The sequence below is a fragment of the Halomonas sp. THAF5a genome (genome assembly GCF_009363755.1).
Lineage (GTDB): Bacteria > Pseudomonadota > Gammaproteobacteria > Pseudomonadales > Halomonadaceae > Halomonas.
Genome location: NZ_CP045417.1, coordinates 2,691,413 through 2,717,025, shown reverse-complemented (window position 1 = coordinate 2,717,025; position 25,613 = coordinate 2,691,413). Strand labels below are relative to the sequence as shown.

Below are 25,613 nucleotides of genomic sequence, written 5' to 3'. Positions count from 1 at the left end.
ATTTCACCGGCGGTGCCCCCGCATTACCCGCCTTCTCTCTCGACCGTGACCTCGACGAGCCAGCCCTCGATGCCCGCCCCGCCGACTCGCGAGGACGTCGCGCGCGGCGTCAGCGCTGCGCGTCGCTCGCCTCCTCGTCCGTCGGTGTCACCGCCCCCGGGCCCGCCTGGCCCGCGGAGCGCGAGGCATCGTCGGGTGAAGCATCGTCGGGCGAGGCCGGCTTCGGCAGCAGCCTGCGAAGGTCTAGTCCCGGAATGCCGGAGGGCGCGTGGATCGTGCCATCGGCCAGGGTGGCCGCCTCCTTATCCTCGCTGACGGTGAAGCGCAGCATGCCGATGCGCTGGCCGCTGTCGGTCATCACGTCGATGCGCCAGGCGCCGCGTGGGTCCTCCGGAAAGTTCTGCTTGTGGCTCCAGGCCCGGTAGCCCGCCGCGCGCCCGCCCCGGATCGACAGCGGGATGCGATCGACCTCCACGCCATCCTGGCGCCAGACATGCACCACCTCCTCGTTCAGTCCGCGCGGCGCATGGATCGCCGTGTAGGCATAGAGCCCCTGGCCGGTCAGGGCCGCGGGGGTCAGCGGCGTGCTGCCCTGGGGATGGCGCGCCTGGCGCGCGAAGTCCGGGGAGAGCGCGCTGCCCGAGATCCAGAGGCTGGCCGGCGGCACCCAGGTCCGGCCGGTCCAGGCCGCCCCCGCGAGCAGCGGCAGCAGGGCGAGCATCGCCAGCAGACGGGGGCGCGTCAGCGGGCGCAGCAGATGCACCAGGCTCGGAAGGCTGAACAGCAGCATGGCCAGGATGGCCAGCACCAGGCTCTGGCCGGTGGTCAGCTGAAGCAGGGTCGGCAGGGTGACCAGCACCACCACGAAGACGCACTGGGCGTGGAAGGCGAAGTAGAGCCAGCGATGGCGCTCGGCCAGCCGGTAGTAGAGCGGGTCGAGGATCGACAGCAGCGCCATGGCCAGGATCAGCAGGGTGAAGAGCGCCTGGCCGCTCGCCCAGACGGTGGTGGCGAGCAGGAAGGGCAGGGTGAAGAAGAGGGTCTCCTGGTGGATCAGCTGGGCGATGAAGGCGGTCACCCCGCGGGGCAGCGCCGGGTAGCCGCGACGCACCAGCAGGCGGCCGATCAGGCCCTCGGAGAGCAGCAGGAGCCAGGCCATCAGCATGCCCAGGGCGAGCATGGCGCCCAGCCACTGCTGGCGCTCCACCAGGAAGAAGCTGGCCAGGCCCGCCGCCAGCGCCATCGGCGGCCATAGCCAGCGCCAGGGGTGCAACCGCGCCAGCAGCCGCTCGAGGCGAGCCTGCCAGATCGCCAGCCGCGATGGCGGCTCGCCAGAGGGCGGCGCATCAGGGGAGGAGGAGGGATCGATATCGGGGGCTCGCGTCATGGCGCTAGCTTAGCAGCAGGGCACCGGCGAGGGTGAGTCGCTGGCTCGCTTGCGACGGATGGAACGGGCTTGACGTGGGCGCGGGAGTGTCCCAAGCTGTCGGAAATCAAACGGCCGTATGAATTCCTGCAGGGAGATTCGTGGATGATCTATCAAGGCAATGCCATCACGGTGGCGCGGGGTGTCGAGGGTGGCGGCGAGGATATCGCCAGGCTGACCCTCGATCTGAAGGACGGGTCCGTCAACACGCTCTCCAGCGCCGTGATCGAGGAGCTCGGCCGGGCGGTCGAGGCGATCCGCGCGGCGCCCGGCCTCGCGGGGCTGATGATCGACAGCGCCAAGGAGGCCTTCATCGTCGGGGCCGACATCACCGAGTTTCACGGCATGTTCGAGCAGGGCGGCGAGTCGCTCGCGGCCATGCTCGAGCGCGTGCACGGCATCTTCAACGCCATCGAGGACCTGCCGTTTCCCACCGTCACCGCGATCAACGGCCTGGCGCTGGGCGGCGGCTGCGAGCTGGCGCTGACCACCGACTTTCGCGTCATGGCCGAGTCGGCGAAGATCGGCCTGCCCGAGACCCGGCTCGGGATCCTGCCAGGCTGGGGCGGCTGCGTGCGCCTGCCGCGCCTGATCGGCGCCGACAACGCTGTGGAGTGGATCGCCGGGGGCAAGGACAACCGCGCCGCGGCGGCCCTCGAGATGGGCGCCGTGGAGGCGGTGGTGCCCCGGGCGGAGCTCGAGGCGGCCGCGCTGGACCTGCTGGCCCGCGCCCGTGACGGCGAGATCGACTACCGGGGACGCCGGGCGCAGAAGCAGGCGCCGCTGAACCTTGGTCCCATCGAGCAGATGATGACCTTCGAGACCGCCAAGGGCTACGTGGCCGGCAAGGCGGGCCCGCACTATCCGGCCCCGGTGGAGGCCATCAAGGTCATCCAGAAAGGGGCCGGCGAGACCCGCGAGCGGGCCCAGGCCATCGAGAGCCAGGCCTTCGTCAAGCTGGCGATGAGCGAGGTGGCCTTCCACCTGGTCGGGCTGTTCCTGAACGATCAGCTGGTCAAGAAGAAGGGCAGCCGTTACGAGCGCCAGGCCCGTCCGGTCGAGCAGGCCGCGGTGCTGGGCGCCGGCATCATGGGCGGCGGCATCGCCTACCAGAGCGCCGCCAAGGGCACGCCGATCCTGATGAAGGACATCAGGGAAGAGGCCATCGCGCTCGGCCTCAAGGAGGCGCGCAAGCTGTTCGCCAAGCAGGTCGAACGCGGCAAGCTCTCCAGCGAGGCGATGGCCGAGCGGCTGACCAACATCCGCCCGACGCTCTCCTACGGCGACTTCGAGCAGGTGGATCTGGTGGTCGAGGCGGTGGTCGAGAACCCCAAGGTCAAGGACGCCGTGCTCACCGAGGTGGAGGGCCGGGTCGGCGAGGCGACGATCCTCACCTCCAACACCTCGACCATCTCGATCACGCGCCTGGCCGAGAACCTCAAGCGCCCGGAGAACTTCTGCGGCATGCACTTCTTCAATCCGGTGCACCGCATGCCGCTGGTCGAGGTCATCCGCGGCGAGAAGACCGGCGACGCCGCCGTGGCGGCGACCGTGGCCTACGCCCGCGCCATGGGCAAGACCCCCATCGTGGTCAACGACTGCCCGGGCTTCCTGGTCAACCGCGTGCTCTTCCCCTACTTCGGCGGCTTCAGTCAGCTGGTCGCCCAGGGCGCCGACTTCCGGCGCATCGACAAGGTGATGGAACGCTTCGGCTGGCCGATGGGGCCCGCCTACCTGCTCGACGTGGTGGGCATGGACACCGCCCTGCACGCCGGCGAGGTGATGGCCGAGGGCTTCCCGGAGCGCATGGCCGGCCTGGTCGGTGACGCCGACCGCAGCGTCATCCAGGCGATGGTCGACCAGGACCGCCTGGGCCAGAAGAACGCCAAGGGCTTCTACGCCTACGAGGAGGACCGCAAGGGCAAGCCGAAGAAGCTCGAGGACGAGGCGGCCATCGCGCTGGTCAGGGAGCTTTCCGAGGGCGAGCGCGAGTTCGGCGACGAGGAGATCATCGCCCGCATGATGGTCCCGCTCTGCCTGGAGGCCGTGCGCTGCCTCGAGGACGACATCGTCGGCACGCCCGCCGAGGCCGACATGGCGCTGATCTACGGCATCGGCTTCCCGCCGTTCCGCGGCGGCGCCCTGCGCTACATCGACGCCATGGGGCCGTCGGCCTTCGTCGAGCAGGCCGACCGCCTGGCCGAGGCGCTGGGGCCCCTCTATGCCCCGACCGACAAGCTGCGCGCCATGGCCAAGGCCGGCGAGCGCTTCTATCCCGCCCCGTCCCGGGCCTGATGCCACGATCCGCGAGTGTCGGACAGAATTCCAAGGAGTAATCGATGAGCGTGAATCCGAGAGACGTGGTGGTGGTCGACTGTGCCCGTTCCGCCATGGCCAAGGCCAGGCAGGGGGCCTTCCGCCACGTGCGGGCCGAGAACCTCTCCGCCGCGGTGATGCAGGCGCTGCTGGCGCGCAACCCGGGCCTCGACCCCGCCGAGATCGACGACGTGATCTGGGGCTGCGTCAACCAGACCCTGGAGCAGGGCATGAACATCGCCCGCAACGCGGCGATCCTGACCGACATCCCGCGCCACGTGCCGGCCCAGACGGTCAACCGCCTGTGCGGCTCCTCCATGAGCGCGCTGCATATCGCCGCGGCCAACATCCGCGCCGGCATGGGCGATGTCTACCTGATCGGCGGCGTCGAGCACATGGAGCACGTCAGCATGACCCACGGCGTCGACGTCAATCCGGTGGCCAGCCAGCACGTGGCCAAGGCGGCCATGATGATGGGCCTGACCGCCGAGCTGCTGGGCAAGATGCACGGCATCTCCCGGGAGGAGCAGGACGCCTTCGGCGTGCGCTCCCACCAGCGCGCCCAGGCGGCGATGGAGAACGGCGGCTTCGATCGCGAGATCGTCGGCATCGAGGGGCACGACGCCCGGGGCTTCAGGGTCCGCGTGGCCCGCGACGAGGTGATCCGCGGTGATGCCAGCCTGGCGAAGATGGCCGAGCTCAAGCCGGCCTTCGATCCGCGCGGGGGCACGGTCACCGCGGGCACCTCCTCGGCGCTCTCGGTGGGCGCCGCCGGCCTCGTGGTGATGAGCGGCGAGCGCGCCCGGGCCCTGGGGCTTGCGCCCATCGCGCGGGTACTCTCCACCGGCGTGGCCGGCTGCGACGCCTCGATCATGGGCTACGGGCCGGTGCCGGCTTCGAAGCAGGCGCTGAAGGCCGCCGGCCTGACCATCGACGACATCCAGACCGTCGAGCTCAACGAGGCCTTCGCCGCCCAGGCCCTGCCGGTGCTCAAGGACCTGGGGCTGCGCGACGCCATGGAGGAGAAGGTCAACCTCCATGGCGGCGCCATCGCCCTGGGCCATCCGCTGGGCTGCTCCGGCGCGCGCATCAGCACCACCCTGCTCAACGTGATGCGCGAGCGCGATACCACTCTGGGGCTTGCCACCATGTGCATCGGCATGGGGCAGGGGGTGGCCACGGTGTTCGAGCGGCTGACATAGCCGAGCCTGGGGTCGCGTTCGCCCCGTTCCATCCCGTGTCAGCGGCTCCCTTCGGGGAGCTGCTGGCGTGTCGGCGTTACAGGATACCGGCGTCGAGTCCCGCCGCCAGCGCCGTACCGAGTTCCTCGACCCGGTCGACGAAGTCCTCCTGCCACTGGCCGCGCAGGATCAGCGGCGCCTGTGCCCACCGCCAACGCAGGCCGCCGACGATGCTCTCCACGGCGCGCCGGGTACCGGTGCCGTCGTGCCCGGCGCGCACGAAGAGCGCGCAGGGCAGCCCCTGCTTCTCCTCCAGCACCGGGTAGTAGCTGCGATCGAAGAAGTCCTTGAGGGCGCCGCTCATGTAGCCGAGGTTCTCGGTCGTGCCGAGCAGGATGGCATCGCAGGCCCGCACGTCCTCGGGGCCCGCTTCCAGCGGCGCCTTGACCACCACCTCCACGTCCTCGATCTCCGGGTGGCGGGCGCCACGAGCGGCCGCCTCGCGCAGGCGTTGGGTATTGGGCGAGGGCGCATGGGCCACGATCAGCAGTCGGGGCATGGCGATCTCCGAAGGTTGAGGGGTGCCTGCCATCATGCCAGGTGACGGGCACGCCGACAGGGGCGACGCGCTCGTCATGCCCATCAGCGTTCGCGGCGGGCGGACCAGTGGCGCTGCATCTCCAGGAAGGTGATCGAGGCCGACCAGGTGATCAGCATCAGGCCGATCAGCGCCTCGGTGCCGGTGAGGAAGCGGATCGGGCCGGTCGGGACCAGGTCGCCGTAGCCCAGGGTGGTGTAGGTGATCGCCGAGAAGTAGACGTAGTCGAGGAAGTCGAGGCTCGCCATGCCGACCAGGTCGCCGGTCAGGGGGTGGTGGCCGAGGAGGGCAAGGGCCACGGCGAAGAGCCAGATCTGGGCGACATGGGTGGCGAACAGCACGAAGCTCAGCATCAGAAAGCGCGCCCGCAGGGAGCGGCGCGAGGTCTCGAGGCGCTGCCAGAGGCGCATCGACACTTCGTAGTGCATCAGGATGCAGACCAGGACGGTGACCAGGGTGATCGCCACCGCCCAGAGATGGCCATTGTAGAGGGTGGCAACAAGCACGATGGGCATTCCCTTGGGCGGATAAAGAGCAAGACTAGCGCGATCTCGTCCCCATCGTCACGGGCCCGCCGCGATGGCACTGGCCCGGGGCGCTGCTAGGATGAAGCCATGGTTCTTCCGGATGACCGACCCGCCAGGACGACACGATGACCCGCTCCCCCCTTGCCGAGGCGGCGCCTGCTCAGGACCACCTCTCGCCACTCACGCTGAGGCGCGTCGGCATCGATACCTATCGGGAGAACGTGGCCTACATGCACCGGGAGTGCGACCGCTACCGGGCCGAGGGCTTCCAGGCGCTGGCCAAGGTCGAGGTGCGCGCCGACGGCCAGCGTATCCTCGCCACGCTCAACGTGGTGGACGATGCCGCCATCGTCTCCTGCGGGGAGCTGGGACTCTCCGAGGAGGCCTTCGCCACCCTGGGGGTCGCCGAGGGCCAGCCGGTGAGCATCCTGCAGGCCGAGCCGCCGCCCTCGATCCCCGCCCTGCATCGCAAGATCGCCGGCGAGCGGCTGAGCCGCGACGATCTCCTGCATATCGTTCAGGACATCGCCGAGCGGCGCTACTCGAAGATCGAGCTGACCGCCTTCGTGGTCGCCTGCGACCGCAACGAGCTCGACCGCGAGGAGGTGTTCTACCTGAGCGATGCCATGAGCCGGGTGGGGCGCCGGCTCGACTGGCACGAGCACCCCGTGGTCGACAAGCACTGCATCGGCGGCATCCCCGGCAACCGCACCTCGATGCTGGTGGTGCCGATCGTCGCCGCCCACGGCCTGCTGTGTCCCAAGACCTCCTCGCGGGCCATCACCTCGCCCTCGGGCACCGCCGACACCATGGAGGTGCTGGCCAATGTCGACCTGCCCTTCGATGAGCTGGGTCAGCTAGTGCGCACTCACCGCGGCTGCCTGGCCTGGGGTGGCACCAGCCAGCTCTCGCCGGCCGACGACGTGCTGATCTCGGTGGAGCGCCCGCTCGCCATCGACTCGCCGGGGCAGATGGTCGCCTCGATCCTCTCCAAGAAGGTCGCCGCCGGCTCCACCCATCTGCTGCTCGATATCCCCATCGGCCCCCACGCCAAGTTGCGCTCGATGCCCGAGGCGCGCCGGCTGCGCAAGCTCTTCGAGTTCGTGGCCGGGCGCATGGGCCTGACCCTGGACGTGGTGATCACCGACGGCAGCCAGCCGGTGGGACGTGGCATCGGTCCGGTGCTCGAGGCCCGGGACGTGATGCGAGTGCTCACCAACCACCCCGAGGCGCCCATGGACCTGCGCCAGAAGGCGCTGCGCCTGGCCGGGCGGATGCTGGAGTTCGACCCGGACGTGCGCGGCGGCGACGGCTTCGGCCTGGCCCGGGACATCCTCGACGCCGGCCGGGCCCTCGAGAAGATGCAGGCCATCATCGCGGCTCAGGGGGCCCGGCCCTTCGATCCCGAGCGGCCGCCGCTGGCGCCGCACTGCCTGGAAGTGACCGCTCGCTCCGCCGGCGTGGTGACGGCCATCGACAACCTGCAGCTGGCGCGCATCGCCCGGCTCGCGGGGGCGCCCCGGGCGATCGGCGCCGGGGTCGACGTGCTGGCGCGGATCGGCGACGCGGTCGAGGCCGGCCAGCCCCTCTATCGCGTCTTTGCCGCCTATCCCAACGAGCTGACCTTCTCTCGCCAGGCCAGCGAGCGCGACAGTGGCATCGCCATCGGCCAGCCCGACCAGATCACCCGACTCAACGTGGAGTGCTGATGTCCCCCGTGCTGCTCTACTGCGACGACGAGGCGGCCGCCGCCCGCCGCCTGGCCGAGGCCGCGGGCCTGACGGCCGTCGCCATCGCACGTCACCGCTTCCCCGACGAGGAGCTGCGGTTGACGCTGCCCCTGAAGGACGCCGCGACCTTTCCCGAGACGCTGGTGATCTACCGCAGTCTCGACCGGCCCAACGACAAGCTCGTCGAGCTGCTGCTGATCGCCCGCCATGCCAGGGCCCAGGGCGCGCGCCGGCTGGTGCTGGTGGCGCCCTACCTCGCCTACATGCGCCAGGACATGGCCTTCCATCCCGGCGAGGTGGTCAGCCAGCCGCTGATCGGCCACTTCCTCGCCGAGCTCTTCGATGCCGTGATCACCGTGGACCCCCACCTGCACCGCATCGATCGCCTCGACCAGGCCATTCCCCTCGAGCACGCCATCGCGCTCTCCGGCGCCCCGAGACTGGCCGAGCTGATCGCCGAGCGCCGCGCGAGCCCGCTGCTGGTCGGCCCCGACGCCGAGGCGCGCCAGTGGGTGCAGCGTGCGGCCGACGCGACCGGCTTCGAGGCCGGCGTCTGCCACAAGACTCGCCGCGGCGACCGCGACGTGGCGATCGCGCTGCCGGCGCTCGATCTGGCCGGCCGCCAGGTCGTGCTGATGGACGACGTGGCGAGCTCCGGCCACACCCTGGCCCGCGTCGCCGAGGCGCTGCTCGCTGCGGGGGCGGCCTCGGTGGACGTGGCCGTCACCCATGCGCTCTTCGCCGGCGATGCCCTGGCGGTGATTCGCGCCGCCGGGGTGGGGGAAGTGTGGAGCACCGACGCCATCGCGCACTCGAGCAACGCCATTGCCCTGGCGCCCCTGCTGGCGCCGGCCCTCGCCCGGGTGCTGGCGGCCCGGCACTAACCCGCGGAGTCGCGAGGAGCCGGCCGAGCCCCCGCCGCGACCGGGATCATCGCGACGGCCCGGCTAGCCGGCGCCCTGGGTCTCGTCCTCGCCGGGCTTTTCGCTGCCGCGATGGGTGAGCGGCCCCGCCTCGTCCAGGCGCGGGTGGTGGTCGAGGAACTCGCGATGCGGGTCGGGCAGAGCGTCCAGCGCCTGGACGGTGTGGGTGATGGCGTGGATCGCCGCCAGCACGTCCTTGGTGTGGCCGGTCTCGGAGATGGTGTGCATGTTGCGGATCGGGAAGCCGATCGAGGTGGCGACGCAGTCCACGGCGGCAAGCACCCCCGCCATGCCGTCGGTGCCGGTATCCGGCCCCACGATATCGCGCTGGAAGGGAATGCCCCGCTGCCGGGCGGTGGTCTCGACGATCCGGTTGAGCTGCTCGCTGGCGATGGCCCCCACCGACATGGTGAAGCCCTTGCCCATCTCCAGGGGCTGCATGCGCCGGTCGCCGATGCCGGGGGCGGCCACGTAGTCGTGGTTCACGTCCACGGCGATGATGGCGTCGGGACGCAGCTCTCCGGCCAGTACCCGGCTGCCGAAGCGGCCGATCTCCTCGTAGCTGGCGATGGCGAACAGCACTCGCACCTGCTCGGTACCGCCCGCCTCGGCGATCAGCCGCGCCACCTCGGCGGTGACGAAGCAGCCCAGGCCGTTGTCCAGGTAGGCGCCGTAGAAGGTGTCCGGGCTGAAGCCCGGCCGGATGGGACGGTTCAGCAGGATGGCATCGCCGGGGCGCACGCCGAGGTTCTCCACCTGCTGCTTCTTGTTCTCGCCGTGGATCTGCAGGTCAAGGTAGATCTGCTCCTTCTTGATGCCCTTCTCGCCGGAGCGCTGCGCCGGGTCGGAGAAGTGGATGGCACCCAGCGCCTCCACGGTGCCGCCCTCGAGGCGCCGGTACTGGCCGGGTGCCTGCGGGTCCTCGCTGAACAGCGTGACCTCGTGGCCGATCAGCACGCCGGGCAGGAAGGAGTCGGTGTTGATCCAGATCTTGCCGTCCTCGCCGATCGAGCGTACCTGCATGCGGATCTTGTCGGCGTGGCCGATGATCATCACCTTGAACAGGTCGTCGCGGCCCGGGTGGGTGTCGAGCACCACGCCGGCATGGCCCTTGAACTGCTGGAGCCGCCAGTGTGCGGGGGTGGTGGCCTCGAAGCGTGGCTTCAGCACGCCGTAGGTCATGGCGCCCTCCAGCCCCACGGGGCTCGGGGCGGCGAGGATGCGTCGCATCAGGTCGAACTGCGCCTCGGGCATGGCTTGGGTCCAGGGGGCTTGGGAATCGCTCATGGGGCTGTTCTCTCGATGGCTCGATGAAAGGGGCGGTCACGGCGTTGGCGGTGCGCCTCGCCCCACAGGATGCGGCCAGGCGGCCCGGGCGCGCAAATCAGCGGCGCAGCCAGTAGCCGCGGCCCAGCGGCCCCGGCGGCTCGTCGATCACCGGGGAGTGTGCGGGGTCGACAACGGGCGTGGGCGGCGGATGACCCGCGGGGGCCTCGGCCGCCAGCAGCCGACGGATGCGTTCCCGCGTCGAGGGGTGGGTGCGCAGCCACTCGGGACCGGCCGGCGGACGGCGCCCGAAGAGCGTCAGCAGCCAGCGGCCATGATGGCGCTCCAGCGCGGCCAGCGCCGAGGCCAGACCCCGCGGGGCCTGGCCTGTCCTGGGAAGCGACGGCGTGTCTCGTCGGGAGCCGTGTCGAACGGTCGGTCGTGGCCGGCGCGCGCCTTGCTGGCGTCTGCGCGCGGTCGGGTCAGCGGGACAGGGAGCGCGCCGCTGCCGACGTCATTTCCACCACCGCTCCTGAGCGCCGGACCGGTGTTGCTCCCGGTGCTGGATACGCTTCGTATCCATGATGCCAGGGGCCTGGGGCTGGCTCGTGTCGGCGATGCCCTGCTGCAGGCGCGCGCTGCGCGCTTCCAGATACGTGGAATCACCGGCTCCCAGGGAGGCACTCGCGGCGAACAGGCTCATGAGCAGGATGGCCGTCAGGGTTGTGAGTTTCATGGGACGCCTCGTCGTGTCGTGGCGCTGAGGCTGTCGGATCGGTCCGGCGCCACCCTCGAACCGACCCACGGGTGTCCGACGTCGCAGGGGCGCCGCTCGGGGCGGACGCGCCATGGCGGACACGCGGGTTGCCGGGCGGCAAGGGGTGCGGAGCTTGAGAGGGTCGCGTGAAGAAGGAGGGGCGGGATTCACAGGACCACCGTGATTCTTGGCGCTGGCCTTCCGGTCGCCGTCGCGGGCGCCTTGGCGCTGGCCTCTTCAGTGTAGTGCCCGGCGCCCGTGACGGCGCCGCGAAGCGCCCGCCTGGCCGGCGAAAATCAGGCGTTCGACTGGGCGTCGCCGCGGGCTCATCGGCCCCTGAGATGAGACGAGGATAGGGCGCCGCGGCGAGGGACCGAGACGGCGCCGCGTTCCGGTTTCCCCTCGGCCTTGCGTCGGCCCCGCGTATCAGCCCTTCAGCCGGTGCAGGGTGTCGACCAGCCGCTGGCAGAGGGCGTCGAGGCGCTGCTGCTGGCCATCGTCGACGAGCCGCCCACGATCGTCGAAGGCCTCGGCCGCGCGCGCCACGGCCAGCTGGTCGGGCAGCACGGTCACGCCGATGTTGGTGAGCAGCTGGCGCGTCAGCGTCAGGCTGCGCAGGCCGCCGAGAGCGCCCGGAGAGGCGGAGACCACGGCGGCGAGCTTGTCCGCGAAGAGCGCCAGGCCGCTCTCGCCCTGATGGGGGCGGCTCAGCCAGTCGACGGTGTTCTTGAGTAGCGGAGTGGGAAAGCCGTTGTACTCCGGCGAGGCGATCAGCAGGCCATCGTGCTCGGCCAGGCCGCGACGCAGCACCAGGGCGTTCTCCGGCAGCCCCTGCTCGGCCTCCAGGTCACCGTCGTAGAGGGGCATCGGGTGATCGCGCAGGTCGATGAAGGTGGGGCGGCCGCCCGCCCGCTCGATGCTCTCGGCGGCCTGGCGGGCCAGCCGCTTGTTGCATGAGCCGGCGCGGGTACTGCCGGCGAAGACCAGGATGCGTGGATGGGGCTGGCGATCGGTCATGGGGGCTCTCCTCGTCGTTCCGTCGATGGGGGCGCGGTCCTGGCCCTGTCGCGCCGCGCCTGGCGCGCTGGCCGGCACGGCCTCCTCGCTCGAGGCTTCATTCTGCGACGTTGGACCACCCGAGGGTCAAGCCTCGACTGGCGCACGCGTGGCCAGGCCGCGTAGTCTGGACCCCATTGCCCGGAAGGAGTTCGTTCATGCAAGACTTCATGTACGCCGCGCTCGAGGAGGCCCGCCGGGGACTCGACGAGGGCGGCATCCCCATCGGCGCGGTGCTGGTGCACCGCGGCGTGATCATCGGTCGCGGCCGCAATCGCCGCGTGCAGCTGGGCAGCGCGGTCCTGCATGGCGAGATGGACGCCCTGGAGAATGCGGGGCGCCATCCGGCCGAGGTCTACCGGGAGAGCACGCTCTATACCACGCTCTCGCCCTGCGCCATGTGCAGCGGCGCCATCCTGCTCTACGGGATTCCCCGGGTCGTGATCGGCGAGCACCGGACCTTCCTGGGCGAGGAGGGGCTGCTCGAGGCGCGCGGCGTCGAGGTGGAGGTGCGCGATGATCCCGAGTGCATCGCGCTCATGGAGGCCTTCATCGCGGCCTCGCCCGAGCTGTGGCACGAGGACATCGGCGAATAGCCCGCCCTGGCGGGGCGGTGAGACGCCTGTTGACCTGGATCAACGCGCTGGGGCGCGGCTGGACTATCTTCATGACGAGAGGGGCCGTGCGACGGGGGGCGATCGTGGCGTCCGTGTGGGGCCACGCCCGCGTTCGTTGGCCCCCATCCTGATCGATTCATCGAATTGTGACTGGAGGAGTCATCGTCATGGCCAAGAAAGCATCCAAGGAGGTCCCGGTCTCGACCGAGTCGTCTGCCCAGGCGTCGGAGACCCGGGCGATGAACCCGTTCCGCGAGTTCGACCGTATGCTGGAGAGCTTCTTCGATCGCGGTCGGATGCCCTCTCGCTGGGAGCACCCCCTCTGGGAGCGCTTCGCCGCCTTCGAGAAGGGCATGCCCAGGGTCGATGTCATCGACCGGGACGCCGAGGTGGTGGTGCGGGCCGAGGCCCCGGGCTTCGAGCGCGAGGAGCTCGATGTCTCGGTGACCGACGGTGCGGTGACCATCAAGGGCGACCACCGCGAGCAGAGCAAGGAGGAGGAAGGCGACTACGTTCGCTCCGAGATCTCTCGCGGCTCCTTCACCCGTACCGTGGCCCTGCCCGGCGAGGTCGACACCGACCAGGCGCAGGCCAGCTTCAGGAATGGCGTCCTCGAGCTGACGCTGCCCAAGCGCAAGCGCGCCAATCGTCGTCGGGTCGAGGTCAAGTAGCCGGCGGTGCGCCCCATCCGACGCCGCGGGTCGGTCTCCCGGGTCAGCCCATCAGATCGCGCAGCCGCTCCACGGCCAGGAACAGCTGGCGGCGCGGCTGCGCGCCCTCGAGCACCCCGGCGTGCTCGCCGTCCAGCGAGAAGCGCAGGCCCGGCACGCCGCCGATGCCGAGTTCCCCGGCGAGGCGCTGATCGGCCAGCACGTGCTCGCGATAGTCACCCGCTATCAGTGCCCGGTGCAGGGCCGCGCCATCCAGGCCCAGGCCGTCGGCCACCCCGGCGAGGACCTCGGCATCGGCCAGGTCCAGGCTCTCCTCGAAGAAGCCGCGAAACAGCGCCATGCGCATCGCCGTCCCCGCATCGGGGCGCTCACCCGCCTGCTCGGCGGCCCAGGCATGGGCCTCGTGGGCCAGCCGCGAGCGGGGCTGCCGGCGAGGCAGGCGCAGGGTCATGCCGCGCTCCGCCGCCATGGGGGTGACGGCCCGCGCCCAGACGTCGTGCAGGTAGTCGCCGTCGGGGTCGAGGGTCGGCTCCGGCGCGGGGCGCAGCTCGAAGGCGCGCCAGCGGATCTCGACCTCGCCCGCGAAGCGCTCGGCCAGGGCGTCGAGTTCCGGCGCCTCCAGATAGCAGAAGGGACAGACGACGTCGCTGAAGACGTCGAGGGTGATGCGTGGCCGGGTCATCCGGGGCTCCTGTGACGATGGGGCGACGCCCGACAGGGTAGCAGCGCACCGCCCCGAGAGGGGAGGAGCGTCGCCCGCGACAAGGTGTCGACTGGAGCGACGCGGTCGCGGGAGGTAGGCTTGCCGCCTCCCTCACCATGCACAGGACACCTTCGATGAGCGATCTGCCCAACTGCCCCGAGTGCGGCTCCGAGTTCACTTACGACGACGGCATGCAGCACGTCTGTCCGGAGTGCGGCCACGAGTGGTCGAAGGAGGCCCCGGCGGCGGGCGAGGACGAGCCGGTGATCCGCGATGCCAACGGCAATCCGCTGGCCGACGGCGACACCGTGACCGTGATCAAGGACCTCAAGGTCAAGGGTGCCTCCTCGGTGGTGAAGGTCGGCACCAAGGTCAAGAACATCCGCCTGGTCGACGGGGATCACGACATCGACTGCAAGGTCGACGGCATCGGGCCGATGAAGCTCAAGTCGATGTTCGTCAAGAAGGCCTGAGGTCAGCGCCGTGGCGGCGCCGACGGCAGGCAGCTCGGCAGGCTCTCGCGCAGCGAGTGGGGCAGTATGCCGAGGTCGGCGAAGCCGCCGACCTCGGGGTCGGCGACGTTGTCGGCCTGCATCAGGATCACCTGGTCGCGGGTCAGCGGCGGCCCGGGCAGCGGACGGGCCAGGGCCGCGGCGAGGCGCCACGCCAGGAAGGGCAGCGGCACCAGCGGGCGCGAGCGTCCGAGGTGGGCGAGCAGCGCCTCGAGGAGCTCGCGGTAGCGCAGCACCTCGGGGCCGCCGAGCTCGAAGAGGCGCCGCGGGGTCGCCGGGCGGCCGGTGAGCTGGGCGATGGCCCGGGCAACGTCACCCACGTGCACCGGCTGAAGCCGGGTCGAGCCGCGCCCGAACAGCGGGATCAGCGGCAGCCGGGTGAGGCCCGCAAGGCCCGAGAGGAAGGCGTCGTTCGGGCCGAACAGCACGCTCGGCCGCACGATGATCGCCTTGGGCATGGCGTCGAGCACCGCCGCCTCGCCCCGGGCGCGGGCCCGCACGTAGGCCGAGGGCGAATCGAGGCTGGCGCCGATCCCCGAGACCTGCACCAGGCGGGCGATGCCCGCCGCCCGGGCCAGGCGGGCCAGCCGGCCGGCGCCGGTCACGTGGATCGCCTCGAAGCTCGCCTCGCGGGTCTCCACGTAGCGGCTGACGGCGTTGACCACGGCGCCCGCGCCCGCCAGGGCGGCAGCCACGCTCGCCTCGTCACGCAGGTCGGCGGTGGCGAGCTCGATGACGTCGCCCTCCTCGGCCCAGGCGGGCAGCGTCGGGTGACGGGCGGCGATGCGCACCGCCCGGCCGCACTCCACCAGTTCCCGGACGATGGCGCCACCGAGAAAGCCGGTGCCGCCGAAGACCACCACGGGGGCCTCGCGCATCATCGTCTCTCCTGTCGTCGTCTTCGCTGAGGCCTCGCTCAGTCCCGGGGCGCGTCATCGTCCCGGCGGGGCGTGTCCGAGCGGGCGATCGCCCGCTTGACCAGGCGAAACACCAGCCAGTGCAGCGCGGCCAGTACCGCCAGGGCCGCGCCGATCAGCAGCATGAAGGACGTCGTCATCGTCTCGGTCTCGAGGGGGATGGGCACATGCTATCGAGGCCTCGCCGCCTTGGAAAGATCGATAGCGTTTTAAATGAGAATGATTGGCATTATTCATCGATTGGCGGCGAACGTGACGCGATCCTGGCGGATCCGCCGCCTCACCGGGCGGCGGGGCTTCACATCAAATTCATACAGGACTAAACTGGTCCCCAATCGAACACGAGGGGGGCGAACCCCGGGGAGTCAGGCCTTGCTGAAGCTTTCCAGACTGACCGACTACGCGGCGGTGGTGATGGCACAGATCGCCCGGCACCCCGAGCAGCCCCACGCCGCGGCGGAGCTCGCCGAGGCGGTCCAGCTGCCGCATCCCACGGTCAGCAAGACGCTGAAGATGCTGGTGCGTGCCGGGCTGCTGGAGTCGCGCCGCGGCGCCCAGGGCGGCTATTCGCTGGCGCGCCCGGCGTCCCGGATCACCGCCAGCGACATCATCTCGGCCATCGAGGGCCCCGTGGCCATGACCGAGTGCAGCCAGGCCGGCGGCGACTGTGACCTGGCCGCCACCTGCGGGGTCGCGGACAACTGGCAGCGCGTCTCGCTGGCCATCCGCACCCTGCTCGACAGCGTCACCCTGGCCCACCTGGCCGACACCAGTCCGATCAAGCTGCCGGTGCAGCTGCCCATTCAGAGCGTGAGTCTGGCCGCCGAGGCCTGACGCACTCGAGTATTTCACTACCCGAGGCGAGCCCGCGCTCGCCGACCCAACCGCCCGGGAGGGGAGACATCATGGCAAGTCAGGAAATGGAACAGCTTGTCCGTCGCGAGTACAAGGAAGGCTTCGTGACCGACATCGAGAGCGACACGGTACCGCCCGGCCTGGACGAGAGCACCATCGCCTTCATCTCGAACAAGAAGGGCGAGCCGGAGTGGATGCTGGAGTGGCGCCTCAAGGCCTACCACCAGTGGCTCAAGATGACGCCTCCCTCTTGGGCCCACCTGGACTACCCGCCCATCGACTACCAGGCGATCTCCTACTACAGCGCACCCAAGCGTGAGGAGGACAAGCCCCAGAGCCTCGACGAGGTCGACCCCAAGCTGCTCGAGACCTACGAGAAGCTCGGCATCCCGCTGCACGAGCGGGCGGCCCTGGCGGGCGTGGCGGTGGACGCGGTCTTCGACTCCGTGTCGGTGACCACCACCTTCAAGGAGAAGCTCCACGAGGCGGGGGTGATCTTCTGTTCCATCTCCGAGGCGATCCGCGACTACCCGGAGCTGGTCAAGCAGTACCTCGGCAGCGTGGTGCCCCAGGGCGACAACTACTTCGCGGCGCTCAACTCGGCGGTCTTCACCGACGGCTCCTTCGTCTTCGTGCCGGAAGGCGTGACCTGCCCGATGGAGCTCTCCACCTACTTCCGCATCAACGCCGCCAACACCGGCCAGTTCGAGCGCACCCTGATCGTCTGCGAGAGCCGCGCCCAGGTCTCCTACCTGGAGGGCTGCACCGCGCCCCAGCGCGACGAGAACCAGCTGCACGCCGCGGTGGTCGAGCTGGTGGCCCTGGAAGACGCCTACATCAAGTACTCCACGGTGCAGAACTGGTACCCGGGCGACGAGGACGGCAAGGGCGGCATCTACAACTTCGTCACCAAGCGCGGCGACTGCCGCGGCGACCGCTCGCGGATCAGCTGGACTCAGGTCGAGACCGGCTCGGCCATCACCTGGAAGTACCCCTCCTGCGTGCTGCGCGGCCGCGACAGCATCGGCGAGTTCTACTCCGTGGCGGTGACCAACGGCCGCCAGCAGGCCGACACCGGCACCAAGATGATCCATATCGGCGAGGGCACCCGCTCGAGCATCATCTCCAAGGGCATCTCGGCGGGGCGCAGCAACCAGTCCTACCGCGGCCTGGTGAAAGTGGGGCCGCGGGCCAAGGGCGCGCGCAACTTCACCCAGTGTGATTCGCTGCTGATCGGCGACCAGTGCGGCGCCCACACCTTCCCCTACCAGGAGATCGGCAACAGCACCGCCACGGTGGAGCACGAGGCCACTACCTCCAAGATCGGCGAGGACCAGCTCTTCTACTGCCAGAGCCGGGGCATCTCCGAGGAGGACGCGGTCAGCATGATCGTCAACGGCTTCTGCAAGGACGTCTTCCAGGAGCTGCCGATGGAGTTCGCCGTGGAGGCCGAGGCGCTGTTGAACGTCACCCTTGAAGGCGCCGTGGGTTAACGACCGTCATTCGAAGGCCCATCGATATGAGCGCCGGGGGCGAGCCAGAGCGAGGGTCCTTTGCCATGGAGGGCAAAGGTAGCGCCCAGGGAGGGGTTCACAGCGCCCTCGCGGCGGCTCGGCGACGGACAAGCTCATCCTTGTAAGAGGCAAGGCGCGAGGGAACGTCCCTCCGGGCGAGAAAAGAACCAACTTATGCAAGCCGCCGCGGCGGCTGATAGCTCAAAAGGTAGTCAACATGCTCGAAGTCAAGGATCTGCACGTCACGGTCGAGGGTTCCGAGATCCTCAAGGGCCTCACCCTGACCATCAACGCCGGTGAAGTCCACGCGATCATGGGCCCCAACGGGGCCGGCAAGTCGACCCTCTCGGCGGTGATCGCCGGCAAGGACGGCTACGAGGTGACGAAGGGCTCGATCACCTTCGAGGGCCAGGACGTGCTGGAGATGGAGATCGAGGAGCGCGCCCGCGCCGGCCTGCTGCTCGGCTTCCAGTACCCGGTCGAGATCCCGGGGGTGAAGAACATCTACCTGCTCAAGGCGGCGCTCAACGCCAAGCGCGAGGCCCAGGGCCTCGGCGAGATTCCGGCGCCGGAGTTCATGAAGCTGATCAAGGAGAAGGTGGCGTCCATGAAGATGGACACCAGCTTCCTGCAGCGCGCCGTCAACGAGGGCTTCTCCGGCGGCGAGAAGAAGCGCAACGAGATCCTCCAGATGCTGGTCCTCGAGCCCAAGCTCGCCATGCTCGACGAGATCGACTCCGGCCTCGACATCGACGCCATGAAGGTGGTGGCCGAGGGCGTCAACTCCCTGCGCGCCGAGGACCGGGCCATCCTGCTGGTGACCCACTACCAGCGCCTGCTCGACTACATCGTGCCGGATCGCGTCCACGTGCTGGTCGACGGCCGCATCGTCAAGAGCGGCGACGCGGCGCTCGCCCTCGAGCTCGAGAGCCGCGGCTATGACTGGGTGCAGGAGGAGTCCGCCGCATGAGTGACGACGTGAAGACCTTCCTCGACCGCCTGGCCGAGCGCAACGACACGCGGGGGCCGGAACCCACCTGGATCGCCGCCCGGCGCCAGGCGGGCGCCGCGCGCTTCGAGGCCATGGGCTTTCCCCATCGCCGGGTCGAGGCCTGGAAGTACACCGACGTGCGCGCCATCGCCCGGGGCGACTTCGCCCTGGCCGAGAGCGCCGACTTCTCGCCCGCCAGCGCGGCGGCGCTGACGCTGCCGATGGAGGCGCACCGCCTGACCTTCGTCGACGGCGTCTTCGCCCCGGCCCTCTCGCGGCTCGACGAACTGCCCGGCGGCGTGCACCTGCTGCCGCTCTCCACGGCCCTCGAGGAGAATCACGAGGCCGTGGGCGGTCCGCTGGGGCGGCTGACCGGCGTCGACTTCTCCCCCTTCGCCGCGCTCAACACCGCCTTCATGGAGGAGGGGGCCGTGCTGCGCCTGGCGCCGGGCACCGTGGTCGAGAAGCCCATCGTGCTGCAGTTCCTCTCCCGGAGCGGCGAGCAGGCGGTGATGAGCCACCCGCGGATCCTGATCGAGATGGCCGGGCGCAGCGAAGCCACGGTGATCGAGCATCACGTGGGCGAGGAGGGCGCCGCCAACTTCACCAACCTGGTCGAGGAGATCATTCTCGACCGTGGCGCGATCCTCACCCACTACAAGCTCCAGGAGGCGGCGCTTGCCGACCTGCACGTGGCCAGCATCCACGTCGAGCAGGCCCGCGACAGCCGCTACACCTCCTTCAACCTGAACCTGGGCGGCGCCCTGGTGCGCAACGACATCGTGGCCGAGCTCAACGGCCAGGGCGCCGAGGCGAACCTCTATGGCCTCTTCTACGGCCAGGGGCGCCAGCACGTGGACAACCACACCCTGGTCAACCACAACGCGCCGCGCACCTACTCCAACGAGAACTACAAGGGCATCCTCGACGACCGCGCCCACGGCGTGTTCAACGGCAAGGTGATGGTCAAGCGCGACAGCCAGCAGATCGAGGGCTACCAGAGCAACGCCAACCTGCTGCTCTCCGACCGCGCCGAGATCGACACCAAGCCCGAGCTCGAGATCTACGCCGACGACGTCAAGTGCTCCCACGGCAGCACCACCGGCCAGCTCGACGAGGAGGCGGTGTTCGCCCTGCGCACCCGCGGCATCGACGAGCAGACCGCCCGCGGCCTGCTGACCCTGGCCTTCGCCGGCGAGGTGATGGAGCAGGTGGACCTCGACGCCGTGGCCGAACGGGTCGAGCTGGCCGTCGCCGGCAAGCTGCCCGAGCGTTTCCACCTGGCCGGCCTGGTGGAAGCCGCCCTGGCCCTGAACGAGGAGTAAGCGATGGCCGACTTCAGCGACCTGACGCTGGACGTGGCGAAGCTGCGCCGCGACTTCCCGATCCTCGATCGGGAGGTCCACGGCAAGCCGCTCGTCTACCTGGACAACGCCGCCACCAGCCAGACGCCGCGCCAGGTGATCGAGGTGTTCGACGACTACTACGGTCGCTACAACGCCAACATCCACCGCGGCCTGCACACCCTGTCCGACGAGGCCACCGCGGCCTTCGAGGCCACCCGGGAGAAGGTGCGCGGTTTCCTCAATGCCGCGGACCATCGCGAGATCGTCTTCACCCGCGGTACCACCGAGGCGATCAACCTGGTGGCCAATGCCTGGGGGCGGGCCAACCTGAAGGCCGGCGACGAGGTGCTGATCTCGCGTCTCGAGCACCACTCCAACATCGTGCCCTGGCAGCTGCTGGCCGGCGAGCTCGGCGTCACCCTCAAGGTGATCCCGGTGGACGAGCGTGGCGCGCTGGACCTCGCGGCCTATCGTGACCTCTTCACCGAGCGCACCCGGCTGGTGGCGGTGAACCACGTCTCCAACGCCTTCGGCACCGTCAACCCGGTAGCCGAGATGGCCCGCGTGGCCCATGAGCACGGCGCCCGCATCCTGGTCGACGGCGCCCAGGCCGCGCCCCACCAGGCCATCGACGTCCAGGCCATCGGCGCCGACTTCTACGCCTTCTCCGGTCACAAGGTCTACGGGCCCACTGGCGTCGGCGTGCTCTACGGCCGTGCCGAGCTCCTCGAGGCGATGCCGCCCTGGCAGGGCGGCGGCGAGATGATCAAGACGGTCTCCCTCGAGGCGCCGACCACCTTCGCCGACATCCCGCACAAGTTCGAGGCGGGCACCCCGGCCATCGCCGAGGTGATCGCCCTGGGGCGTGCCCTCCAGTGGGTCGGCAACATCGGCCTCGACCTGATCGGCGCCTGGGAGGCGCGGCTCCTCGAGCACGCCACCGAGGGGGTGGCCGGCATTCCGGGACTGCGCATCCTCGGCACCGCACCGGAGAAGACTGGCGTGCTCTCCTTCGTGGTCGACGGCGCCCACTCCCAGGACATCGGCCTGCTGATCGATCAGCTGGGCGTGGCGATCCGCACCGGCCACCACTGCGCCCAGCCGCTGCTCACGCATTTCGGCGTGGACGCGACCTGCCGCGCCTCCTTCGCCGCCTACAACACCCCCGAGGAGATCGACGTCTTCGTCGAGGGGCTCGACCGCGTCGTCGGCATGCTGCGCTGAGGCCTATCAAGGAGCGACATGAGCGATATCGAGCAGATAGCCACCTTGCACAAGGGCCAGGAGCTGCCCCTGCAGCGTGACGTGGCGGCGATCTCCATTCCCTTCGGCAAGACCGTTACCCTGGACGAGGACAGCGTCGTCAGCGTGATGCAGGCCAAGGGCAGCACGGTCAGCGTGGGGTTCGAGGGGCGCCTCTACCTGATCGAGGGCGCCAACCTCGACGCCCTGGGCCTCCCGGCGCTGCCGCGCCCGACGCTGCCCGAGTCGGCCTCGGAGGAGGAGATCGAGCAGTTCGTCTGGGATCAGCTGCGCACCTGCTTCGACCCGGAGATCCCGGTCAACATCGTCGACCTGGGCCTGGTCTACGGCTGTCGCATTGAGCGGCTGATCAGCGGTGAGCGCATCGTCACCATCCGCATGACCCTGACCGCCCCGGGGTGCGGCATGGGCGACGTGATCGCCGCCGACGCCCGCAACAAGATCCTCGGCGCCCCGCAGATCAGCCAGGTGCACACCGAGATCGTGTTCGATCCCCCCTGGAGTCGTGAGATGATGAGCGACGAAGCGAAGCTGGAACTGGGCATGTTCTAGCGGTTGCACCGGGGAGATCCATGCGCCTGTCACTCTGGACGGCCTGCAAGGGGGTATTGATGACGCTGGGAGCGCTCGCGCTCCTGGCGTTTCTGCTGTTCGTGCTGGCCAACGTCTATGTGCTGGGGCGCACCGTGGGGCGCATCGAGCCGGTCTCCGCGCAGTGCGTCCGCGAGCCGGTGGGCATCGTCTTCGGCACCTCCCACTGGACCCGCAGCGGCAGCCGCAACCCCCACTTCGAGGGGCGCATGGAGGCCGCTGCCCACCTGATCCACCAGGGGCGGGTCGATCACCTGCTGATCTCGGGCGACAACAGCACCCGCTACTACAACGAGCCGGTGACCATGTGGCGCGACCTCAGGGGGCGCGACGTGCGCGACGTGGACATGACCCTGGACTATGCCGGCTTCAGCACCTTCGATACCCTGGCGCGGGCGCGGGACGTGTTCGGCGTGGAGCGCGCGCTGCTGATCACCCAGGGCTGGCACCTGCCGCGGGCGCTGTTCATCGGCGAGGCGCTGGGGCTGGAGGTGCGCGGCTGCGCGGCGCCGGAGCGCGCGGTGGCGGGGCTCTGGCGCCTCAAGCTGCGCGAGTGGGTGGCGCGGGTGGCCACGCTGGGGGATCTCTACCTGTGGGGGCGCGAGCCGCACTTCCTGGGGCCGCTCGAGCCGCTGGACATCACGCCGGCGGAGCGCGAGCGGCTGCTGCTGCCGCCGGGCATGTTCAGCGTTTCTGGCGCTGCTTCTGCAGGCGATACAGCTCCTGAATCAGCGACCGACAGCCCTTCCAGCACTCCTCGATGACCGGCTCGAGCGGCTCGGGAAGCGGGTGGGTGAAGAGCGTGGAGAGGGCCTGCATCAGCACCCGCTCCTGCTCGAGCAGCTCGCCGATGACCACCAGGCTCTCGTTGCCGACGAAGCTCTTCAGGCGGCTCCACAGCCACATGTAGTCGTCGCGCTCGACGTCGGCATCGCGGGGCAGCAGGTTGAGGTGCTTGCGCGACAGCTCCTGAAGCTTCTGCATCGATCGACGACGCGCCTCATAGTGGGGCTTCAGGCTATCGCGCAGCGCCGGGTGCAGGCGCTCGAGATTGTCCTGGAAATAATCGATGCTGTCGGCCATCGCCTCGAGGGCACTGTCCATCGCCACCTGGCGATTGTCGAGAAACATGAGCGGTCACCTCCTCCGGTGACGCAGATTGTGGGGCTGTCGCCGTGCATTTGCCACCCCCGCGGCTCAATAAATCGCGGGTTCGCCGTTAGCCTTTGGCCGCAGGCCTCATCCTTTCGGGCGAGGCGGCACCTTGCGCCGAGGAGCGGCGTTGCGCTCGAGGTGCTCGATGATCAGCCCGGCGATGTCCTTGCCGGTGGCCGACTCGATGCCCTGCAGCCCGGGAGAGGAGTTGACCTCCATGATCACCGGGCCGTGGTTGGAGCGCAGCAGGTCGACGCCGGCGACCCGGAGCCCCATCGCCTTGGCCGCCCGGATGGCCGTGGAGCGCTCCTCCGGGGTGATGCGGATGGTGCTGGCGCTGCCGCCGCGGTGCAGGTTGGAGCGAAACTCGCCCTCGGCCGCCTGGCGCTTCATCGACGCCACCACCTTGTCGCCGATCACGAAGCAGCGGATATCGGCGCCCTTCGCCTCCTTGATGTACTCCTGCACCATGATGTTGGCCTTCATGCCCATGAAGGCCTGGATCACGCTTTCCGCGGCCTGATTGGTCTCGGCCAGGACCACCCCGATGCCCTGGGTGCCCTCCAGCAGCTTGATGACCAGCGGCGCGTTGCGGACCATGGTGATCAGGTCGGGGATGTCGTCCGGGGAGTGAGCGAAGCCGGTGATCGGCAGCCCCAGCCCCTTGCGCGACAGCAGCTGCAGCGAGCGCAGCTTGTCCCGGGAGCGCGTGATGGAGACGTTGTCGTTGAGCACGTAGGTGCCCATCATCTCGAACTGGCGCAGCACCGCGCAGCCGTAGAAGGTGACCGAGGAGCCGATGCGCGGGATCACCGCATCGAACGGCTCGAGCTCCTCGCCCTTGTAGTGGATCGAGGGATGGTGCGAGGCGATGCTCATGTAGCAGCGCAGGGTGTCGACCACGCGCGCCGTGTGGCCGCGCTGCTCGGCGGCCTCGATCAGGCGCCGCGTGGAGTAGAGGTTGCGATTGCGGGACAGCAGCGCGATATGCATTCAGCGGGACTCCGGGTCGGGGCGGTTGGGGCGTGGGCGGTACCGGACAGTGAGGTCGTGGTGTTCAGGGCTCGCCGTGGAGGAAGGCGACGCCGGGGGCGACCAGCAGGCGACGCAGCGCGCGTCGCCCCAGCAGCATGGGATGGCGCATGTCGCGGCGGTCGGTGAGGCTGAGCTCCACCGGGAAGGCGAGGGTGCCCAGCTGCATGGTCGTGCGGATCACGTAGCGCCACTCGGACTGGCCGTTGGAGCTGGTGACCCGGCGCCGATCATGCAGGTGCAGGCGATGCACGTGGGCCGGCGTATCGGGCCCGCCGCTGCGGGTGGTGAAGGCGACCCAGAGGTGACCATCCTCCTCGTAGGACTCGATGTCCTCGGCGTGCAGCGCCGAGGTTCGGGCGCCGGTGTCGGCCTTGGCGCACAGGGTCAGGTGCAGCTCCGGCAGGGTCACCATCTCGCGGCGACCGATCACCGCCTTGGGGGTATAGGGCAGTTCTTTCATCGTCTCGCTCCCAGGTCTCGGCGCTCAGCGTGACAGGTCGGCCAGGCGACGGCCAATGGCGGTGTCCGCCTCGGCCTCGCGCAGCGTCATCAGCAGCGGCAGGCGCAGCCGCGGGATCAGGGCCAGGTCGCGGGCCACCGCCATGAAGTCGGTACCGGGCGCCTCGGCCAGGCGCGTGAGAAAGCGCGGCAGGCGCTCGCCATCCTCCAGGTGGTGCCAGCCGCGGGCGGCCATGGCCGCCAGCAGGTCGGGACCGCAGGCATCGGGATCGTCGAGCAGGGCATCGAACCAGGCGCCCGCCTGCTCGGTCGACGCGCCACCCACGGCGCGCACGCAGGCGCAGAAGGTCTCGATATCGCCATCGGCGGCGGCGGCCTCGCCCCGCCGGCGCAGCGCCCGGGCGAGCGCGTCGTCGATGGCCACGTGCTCCAGGCAGTAGCAGAGCGGGGTCAGCACCTCGCCGGGCAGGGCGTCGAGGCGGGCGGCGACGGCGCGGCGGGCGGTGGCATCCAGCCGTACCGCGGCATCGGCCAGCCCCTGCAACCCCAGGGCGCGCCAGTCGATCGCCTGCTGCCCGGTCAGGTAGGCCTCGGCGGGCTCCAGGTGTTCGCTGGCCGGCAGGCCGGCGTCCCGGGTGGCGCGGGCGTGCAGCACGGCCCGGAAGGGCAGCGAGGGCGTGAAGGCCAGCGGGTTGTCCTTCATCAGGTTGTCGATCCGCTCGCCCTCGGCCCGGCCCAGGCCCTGTACGCTGCGGCCCAGGGTCTCCAGCAGGCGCTGCACGAAGGCGTCGCGGGGCGCCGGGTTCAGGTGGCCCTGCTCGTCCAGCGGCAGGGCCAGGAACCAGATCAGCGGGTCGTCCATGTCGCCCAGGCGAAAGACCATGGCCAGGCGCGCGCTACCCTGCCACGGCGCCGGCCAGGCCCGCTCGCCGGCCTCGAAGGCGGCCAGGGTCTCGAGCGGGCAGGGTTCGACGCGCCGCCCCAGGTGATAGAGCCGCACCTCGGCGCCGCTGCGCTGGAAGAAGTCGTGGAGGCTGTTGATCGCTTGCATGCTGTCTCCGGGTCACGAACCGTGCACTCTACCGCGGCGCCGGGACGCTGTCAGCCGCCTCGGGATGTCGTCGCGCGGTCGCCGCGCTGGTCATTTCCTGATCAAGTGGCGTCGAGTCCCATGAGGCCTGGCCGGGCGACACCTTTCCAGTGT

The 25,613-nt window shown here is 69.9% G+C and carries 27 protein-coding genes; 14 read left to right on the top strand and 13 right to left on the bottom strand.

The features are described 5' to 3' along the window. Nucleotides 1-109 precede the first annotated feature (109 nt). The gene (locus FIU83_RS12325; RefSeq protein ID WP_152484313.1) at nt 110-1,387 is read right to left on the bottom strand and encodes a DUF5924 family protein; all 1,278 of its coding nucleotides are present in this window, start codon (nt 1,385-1,387) and stop codon (nt 110-112) included. Between the two features lie 144 nt (nt 1,388-1,531). Between FIU83_RS12325 and fadB the strand changes: the two genes are divergently transcribed. Both fadB and fadA read left to right on the top strand, forming a co-directional pair. Beyond that, the gene (fadB, locus tag FIU83_RS12320; RefSeq protein WP_152484312.1) at nt 1,532-3,721 is read left to right on the top strand and encodes a fatty acid oxidation complex subunit alpha FadB; all 2,190 of its coding nucleotides are present in this window, start codon (nt 1,532-1,534) and stop codon (nt 3,719-3,721) included. A 44-nt stretch (nt 3,722-3,765) separates the two neighbouring features. Further along, on the top strand, nt 3,766-4,944 hold the full coding sequence (gene fadA / locus FIU83_RS12315) for an acetyl-CoA C-acyltransferase FadA (RefSeq protein WP_152484311.1): 1,179 nt from the start codon (nt 3,766-3,768) through the stop codon (nt 4,942-4,944). Nucleotides 4,945-5,020: 76 nt separating this feature from the next. On the opposite strand, the gene FIU83_RS12310 is transcribed toward fadA, so the two are convergent. Both FIU83_RS12310 and FIU83_RS12305 read right to left on the bottom strand, forming a co-directional pair. Beyond that, nucleotides 5,021-5,482, bottom strand: a complete 462-nt coding sequence (locus FIU83_RS12310; protein ID WP_152484310.1) for a flavodoxin family protein — start codon at nt 5,480-5,482, stop codon at nt 5,021-5,023. An 83-nt stretch (nt 5,483-5,565) separates the two neighbouring features. Next, a complete protein-coding gene (locus tag FIU83_RS12305) occupies nt 5,566-6,027 on the bottom strand; it encodes a potassium channel family protein (protein WP_253939464.1) in 462 nt (153 codons plus the stop codon). A gap of 146 nt (nt 6,028-6,173) precedes the next feature. Between FIU83_RS12305 and FIU83_RS12300 the strand changes: the two genes are divergently transcribed. Both FIU83_RS12300 and FIU83_RS12295 read left to right on the top strand, forming a co-directional pair. Continuing rightward, a complete protein-coding gene (locus FIU83_RS12300) occupies nt 6,174-7,757 on the top strand; it encodes a thymidine phosphorylase family protein (protein WP_152484308.1) in 1,584 nt (527 codons plus the stop codon). Next, nucleotides 7,757-8,662, top strand: a complete 906-nt coding sequence (locus FIU83_RS12295; protein WP_152484307.1) for a ribose-phosphate diphosphokinase — start codon at nt 7,757-7,759, stop codon at nt 8,660-8,662. The genes FIU83_RS12300 and FIU83_RS12295 overlap by 1 nt, the downstream gene beginning before the upstream one ends. A 63-nt stretch (nt 8,663-8,725) precedes the next feature. On the opposite strand, the gene FIU83_RS12290 is transcribed toward FIU83_RS12295, so the two are convergent. The 3 genes from FIU83_RS12290 to FIU83_RS12280 all read right to left on the bottom strand — a co-directional run bounded on the left by FIU83_RS12290 (nt 8,726) and on the right by FIU83_RS12280 (nt 11,741). Then, complete coding sequence (locus tag FIU83_RS12290) at nt 8,726-9,988, bottom strand: M20/M25/M40 family metallo-hydrolase (protein ID WP_152484306.1); 1,263 nt, start codon at nt 9,986-9,988, stop codon at nt 8,726-8,728. Between the two features lie 493 nt (nt 9,989-10,481). Next, nucleotides 10,482-10,703: a hypothetical protein gene (locus FIU83_RS12285; protein WP_152484305.1), complete on the bottom strand. Its 222-nt coding sequence runs from the start codon at nt 10,701-10,703 to the stop codon at nt 10,482-10,484. A 447-nt stretch (nt 10,704-11,150) separates the two neighbouring features. Continuing rightward, nucleotides 11,151-11,741 carry an NADPH-dependent FMN reductase gene (locus FIU83_RS12280; protein ID WP_152484304.1) on the bottom strand — a complete coding sequence of 197 codons (591 nt, stop codon included), beginning with the start codon at nt 11,739-11,741 and terminating at the stop codon, nt 11,151-11,153. A gap of 197 nt (nt 11,742-11,938) precedes the next feature. On the opposite strand from FIU83_RS12280, the gene FIU83_RS12275 reads away from it, so the two are divergent. Together FIU83_RS12275 and FIU83_RS12270 are read left to right on the top strand one after the other, a co-directional pair. Further along, a complete protein-coding gene (locus FIU83_RS12275) occupies nt 11,939-12,376 on the top strand; it encodes a nucleoside deaminase (protein ID WP_152484303.1) in 438 nt (145 codons plus the stop codon). 188 nt (nt 12,377-12,564) lie between these two features. Beyond that, nucleotides 12,565-13,068 (top strand): Hsp20/alpha crystallin family protein, encoded by a 504-nt coding sequence (locus tag FIU83_RS12270; RefSeq protein WP_152484302.1) that lies wholly within the window; start codon nt 12,565-12,567, stop codon nt 13,066-13,068. A 43-nt stretch (nt 13,069-13,111) separates the two neighbouring features. Here FIU83_RS12270 and FIU83_RS12265 read toward each other — a convergent pair whose 3' ends face one another. Further along, nucleotides 13,112-13,750, bottom strand: a complete 639-nt coding sequence (locus tag FIU83_RS12265) for a DsbA family protein (protein ID WP_152484301.1) — start codon at nt 13,748-13,750, stop codon at nt 13,112-13,114. 155 nt (nt 13,751-13,905) lie between these two features. Between FIU83_RS12265 and FIU83_RS12260 the strand changes: the two genes are divergently transcribed. Then, on the top strand, nt 13,906-14,244 hold the full coding sequence (locus tag FIU83_RS12260) for a zinc ribbon domain-containing protein YjdM (RefSeq protein ID WP_152484300.1): 339 nt from the start codon (nt 13,906-13,908) through the stop codon (nt 14,242-14,244). Between the two features lie 2 nt (nt 14,245-14,246). Here FIU83_RS12260 and FIU83_RS12255 read toward each other — a convergent pair whose 3' ends face one another. Continuing rightward, nucleotides 14,247-15,164 (bottom strand): complex I NDUFA9 subunit family protein, encoded by a 918-nt coding sequence (locus FIU83_RS12255; RefSeq protein WP_216645032.1) that lies wholly within the window; start codon nt 15,162-15,164, stop codon nt 14,247-14,249. Between the two features lie 35 nt (nt 15,165-15,199). Next, the gene (locus FIU83_RS17480) at nt 15,200-15,340 is read right to left on the bottom strand and encodes a hypothetical protein (protein WP_172976078.1); all 141 of its coding nucleotides are present in this window, start codon (nt 15,338-15,340) and stop codon (nt 15,200-15,202) included. Nucleotides 15,341-15,572: 232 nt separating this feature from the next. Between FIU83_RS17480 and FIU83_RS12250 the strand changes: the two genes are divergently transcribed. The 7 genes from FIU83_RS12250 to FIU83_RS12220 all read left to right on the top strand — a co-directional run bounded on the left by FIU83_RS12250 (nt 15,573) and on the right by FIU83_RS12220 (nt 22,524). Next, a complete protein-coding gene (locus FIU83_RS12250; protein WP_152484299.1) occupies nt 15,573-16,034 on the top strand; it encodes an SUF system Fe-S cluster assembly regulator in 462 nt (153 codons plus the stop codon). A gap of 71 nt (nt 16,035-16,105) precedes the next feature. Then, nucleotides 16,106-17,548: a Fe-S cluster assembly protein SufB gene (sufB, locus tag FIU83_RS12245; protein WP_152484298.1), complete on the top strand. Its 1,443-nt coding sequence runs from the start codon at nt 16,106-16,108 to the stop codon at nt 17,546-17,548. Nucleotides 17,549-17,786: 238 nt separating this feature from the next. Continuing rightward, nucleotides 17,787-18,539 carry a Fe-S cluster assembly ATPase SufC gene (gene sufC, locus FIU83_RS12240; RefSeq protein ID WP_152484297.1) on the top strand — a complete coding sequence of 251 codons (753 nt, stop codon included), beginning with the start codon at nt 17,787-17,789 and terminating at the stop codon, nt 18,537-18,539. Next, the gene (gene sufD / locus FIU83_RS12235) at nt 18,536-19,885 is read left to right on the top strand and encodes a Fe-S cluster assembly protein SufD (RefSeq protein WP_152484296.1); all 1,350 of its coding nucleotides are present in this window, start codon (nt 18,536-18,538) and stop codon (nt 19,883-19,885) included. Before sufC ends, sufD begins: the two co-directional genes overlap by 4 nt. A gap of 3 nt (nt 19,886-19,888) precedes the next feature. Continuing rightward, complete coding sequence (locus FIU83_RS12230; protein ID WP_152484295.1) at nt 19,889-21,130, top strand: aminotransferase class V-fold PLP-dependent enzyme; 1,242 nt, start codon at nt 19,889-19,891, stop codon at nt 21,128-21,130. 18 nt (nt 21,131-21,148) lie between these two features. After that, the gene (sufT, locus tag FIU83_RS12225; RefSeq protein ID WP_152484294.1) at nt 21,149-21,721 is read left to right on the top strand and encodes a putative Fe-S cluster assembly protein SufT; all 573 of its coding nucleotides are present in this window, start codon (nt 21,149-21,151) and stop codon (nt 21,719-21,721) included. Nucleotides 21,722-21,741: 20 nt separating this feature from the next. After that, complete coding sequence (locus FIU83_RS12220) at nt 21,742-22,524, top strand: vancomycin high temperature exclusion protein (RefSeq protein ID WP_152484293.1); 783 nt, start codon at nt 21,742-21,744, stop codon at nt 22,522-22,524. On the opposite strand, the gene FIU83_RS12215 is transcribed toward FIU83_RS12220, so the two are convergent. From FIU83_RS12215 to FIU83_RS12200, 4 genes are all read right to left on the bottom strand, one after another. Beyond that, nucleotides 22,445-22,891, bottom strand: a complete 447-nt coding sequence (locus FIU83_RS12215; protein ID WP_152484292.1) for a hypothetical protein — start codon at nt 22,889-22,891, stop codon at nt 22,445-22,447. The two genes, FIU83_RS12220 and FIU83_RS12215, sit on opposite strands and share 80 nt — an antisense overlap. 108 nt (nt 22,892-22,999) lie before the next feature. Then, on the bottom strand, nt 23,000-23,908 hold the full coding sequence (gene rimK, locus FIU83_RS12210) for a 30S ribosomal protein S6--L-glutamate ligase (RefSeq protein ID WP_152484291.1): 909 nt from the start codon (nt 23,906-23,908) through the stop codon (nt 23,000-23,002). A gap of 64 nt (nt 23,909-23,972) precedes the next feature. Beyond that, entirely contained in the window at nt 23,973-24,410 is a 438-nt protein-coding gene (locus FIU83_RS12205) for a RimK/LysX family protein (protein WP_152484290.1), read from the bottom strand. A gap of 24 nt (nt 24,411-24,434) precedes the next feature. Beyond that, the gene (locus FIU83_RS12200; RefSeq protein ID WP_152484289.1) at nt 24,435-25,460 is read right to left on the bottom strand and encodes a DUF3549 family protein; all 1,026 of its coding nucleotides are present in this window, start codon (nt 25,458-25,460) and stop codon (nt 24,435-24,437) included. Nucleotides 25,461-25,613 lie beyond the last annotated feature (153 nt).

Excerpts from the sequence above, each read along its gene's own strand:
- sufD (WP_152484296.1), top strand. The coding sequence starts at position 18,536 with ATGAGTGACGACGTGAAGACCTTCCTCGACCGCCTGGCCGAGCGCAAC.
- FIU83_RS12215 (WP_152484292.1), bottom strand. The coding sequence starts at position 22,891 with ATGTTTCTCGACAATCGCCAGGTGGCGATGGACAGTGCCCTCGAGGCG.
- fadA (WP_152484311.1), top strand. The coding sequence starts at position 3,766 with ATGAGCGTGAATCCGAGAGACGTGGTGGTGGTCGACTGTGCCCGTTCC.
- FIU83_RS12285 (WP_152484305.1), bottom strand. The coding sequence starts at position 10,703 with ATGAAACTCACAACCCTGACGGCCATCCTGCTCATGAGCCTGTTCGCC.
- FIU83_RS12295 (WP_152484307.1), top strand. The coding sequence starts at position 7,757 with ATGTCCCCCGTGCTGCTCTACTGCGACGACGAGGCGGCCGCCGCCCGC.
- FIU83_RS12310 (WP_152484310.1), bottom strand. The coding sequence starts at position 5,482 with ATGCCCCGACTGCTGATCGTGGCCCATGCGCCCTCGCCCAATACCCAA.
- FIU83_RS12270 (WP_152484302.1), top strand. The coding sequence starts at position 12,565 with ATGGCCAAGAAAGCATCCAAGGAGGTCCCGGTCTCGACCGAGTCGTCT.
- FIU83_RS12230 (WP_152484295.1), top strand. The coding sequence starts at position 19,889 with ATGGCCGACTTCAGCGACCTGACGCTGGACGTGGCGAAGCTGCGCCGC.
- fadB (WP_152484312.1), top strand. The coding sequence starts at position 1,532 with ATGATCTATCAAGGCAATGCCATCACGGTGGCGCGGGGTGTCGAGGGT.
- rimK (WP_152484291.1), bottom strand. The coding sequence starts at position 23,908 with ATGCATATCGCGCTGCTGTCCCGCAATCGCAACCTCTACTCCACGCGG.
- FIU83_RS12280 (WP_152484304.1), bottom strand. The coding sequence starts at position 11,741 with ATGACCGATCGCCAGCCCCATCCACGCATCCTGGTCTTCGCCGGCAGT.
- sufC (WP_152484297.1), top strand. The coding sequence starts at position 17,787 with ATGCTCGAAGTCAAGGATCTGCACGTCACGGTCGAGGGTTCCGAGATC.
- FIU83_RS12200 (WP_152484289.1), bottom strand. The coding sequence starts at position 25,460 with ATGCAAGCGATCAACAGCCTCCACGACTTCTTCCAGCGCAGCGGCGCC.
- FIU83_RS17480 (WP_172976078.1), bottom strand. The coding sequence starts at position 15,340 with ATGACGACGTCCTTCATGCTGCTGATCGGCGCGGCCCTGGCGGTACTG.
- FIU83_RS12220 (WP_152484293.1), top strand. The coding sequence starts at position 21,742 with ATGCGCCTGTCACTCTGGACGGCCTGCAAGGGGGTATTGATGACGCTG.
- FIU83_RS12290 (WP_152484306.1), bottom strand. The coding sequence starts at position 9,988 with ATGAGCGATTCCCAAGCCCCCTGGACCCAAGCCATGCCCGAGGCGCAG.
- FIU83_RS12205 (WP_152484290.1), bottom strand. The coding sequence starts at position 24,410 with ATGAAAGAACTGCCCTATACCCCCAAGGCGGTGATCGGTCGCCGCGAG.
- FIU83_RS12255 (WP_216645032.1), bottom strand. The coding sequence starts at position 15,164 with ATGATGCGCGAGGCCCCCGTGGTGGTCTTCGGCGGCACCGGCTTTCTC.
- sufT (WP_152484294.1), top strand. The coding sequence starts at position 21,149 with ATGAGCGATATCGAGCAGATAGCCACCTTGCACAAGGGCCAGGAGCTG.
- FIU83_RS12265 (WP_152484301.1), bottom strand. The coding sequence starts at position 13,750 with ATGACCCGGCCACGCATCACCCTCGACGTCTTCAGCGACGTCGTCTGT.
- FIU83_RS12275 (WP_152484303.1), top strand. The coding sequence starts at position 11,939 with ATGCAAGACTTCATGTACGCCGCGCTCGAGGAGGCCCGCCGGGGACTC.
- FIU83_RS12300 (WP_152484308.1), top strand. The coding sequence starts at position 6,174 with ATGACCCGCTCCCCCCTTGCCGAGGCGGCGCCTGCTCAGGACCACCTC.
- FIU83_RS12260 (WP_152484300.1), top strand. The coding sequence starts at position 13,906 with ATGAGCGATCTGCCCAACTGCCCCGAGTGCGGCTCCGAGTTCACTTAC.
- FIU83_RS12325 (WP_152484313.1), bottom strand. The coding sequence starts at position 1,387 with ATGACGCGAGCCCCCGATATCGATCCCTCCTCCTCCCCTGATGCGCCG.
- sufB (WP_152484298.1), top strand. The coding sequence starts at position 16,106 with ATGGCAAGTCAGGAAATGGAACAGCTTGTCCGTCGCGAGTACAAGGAA.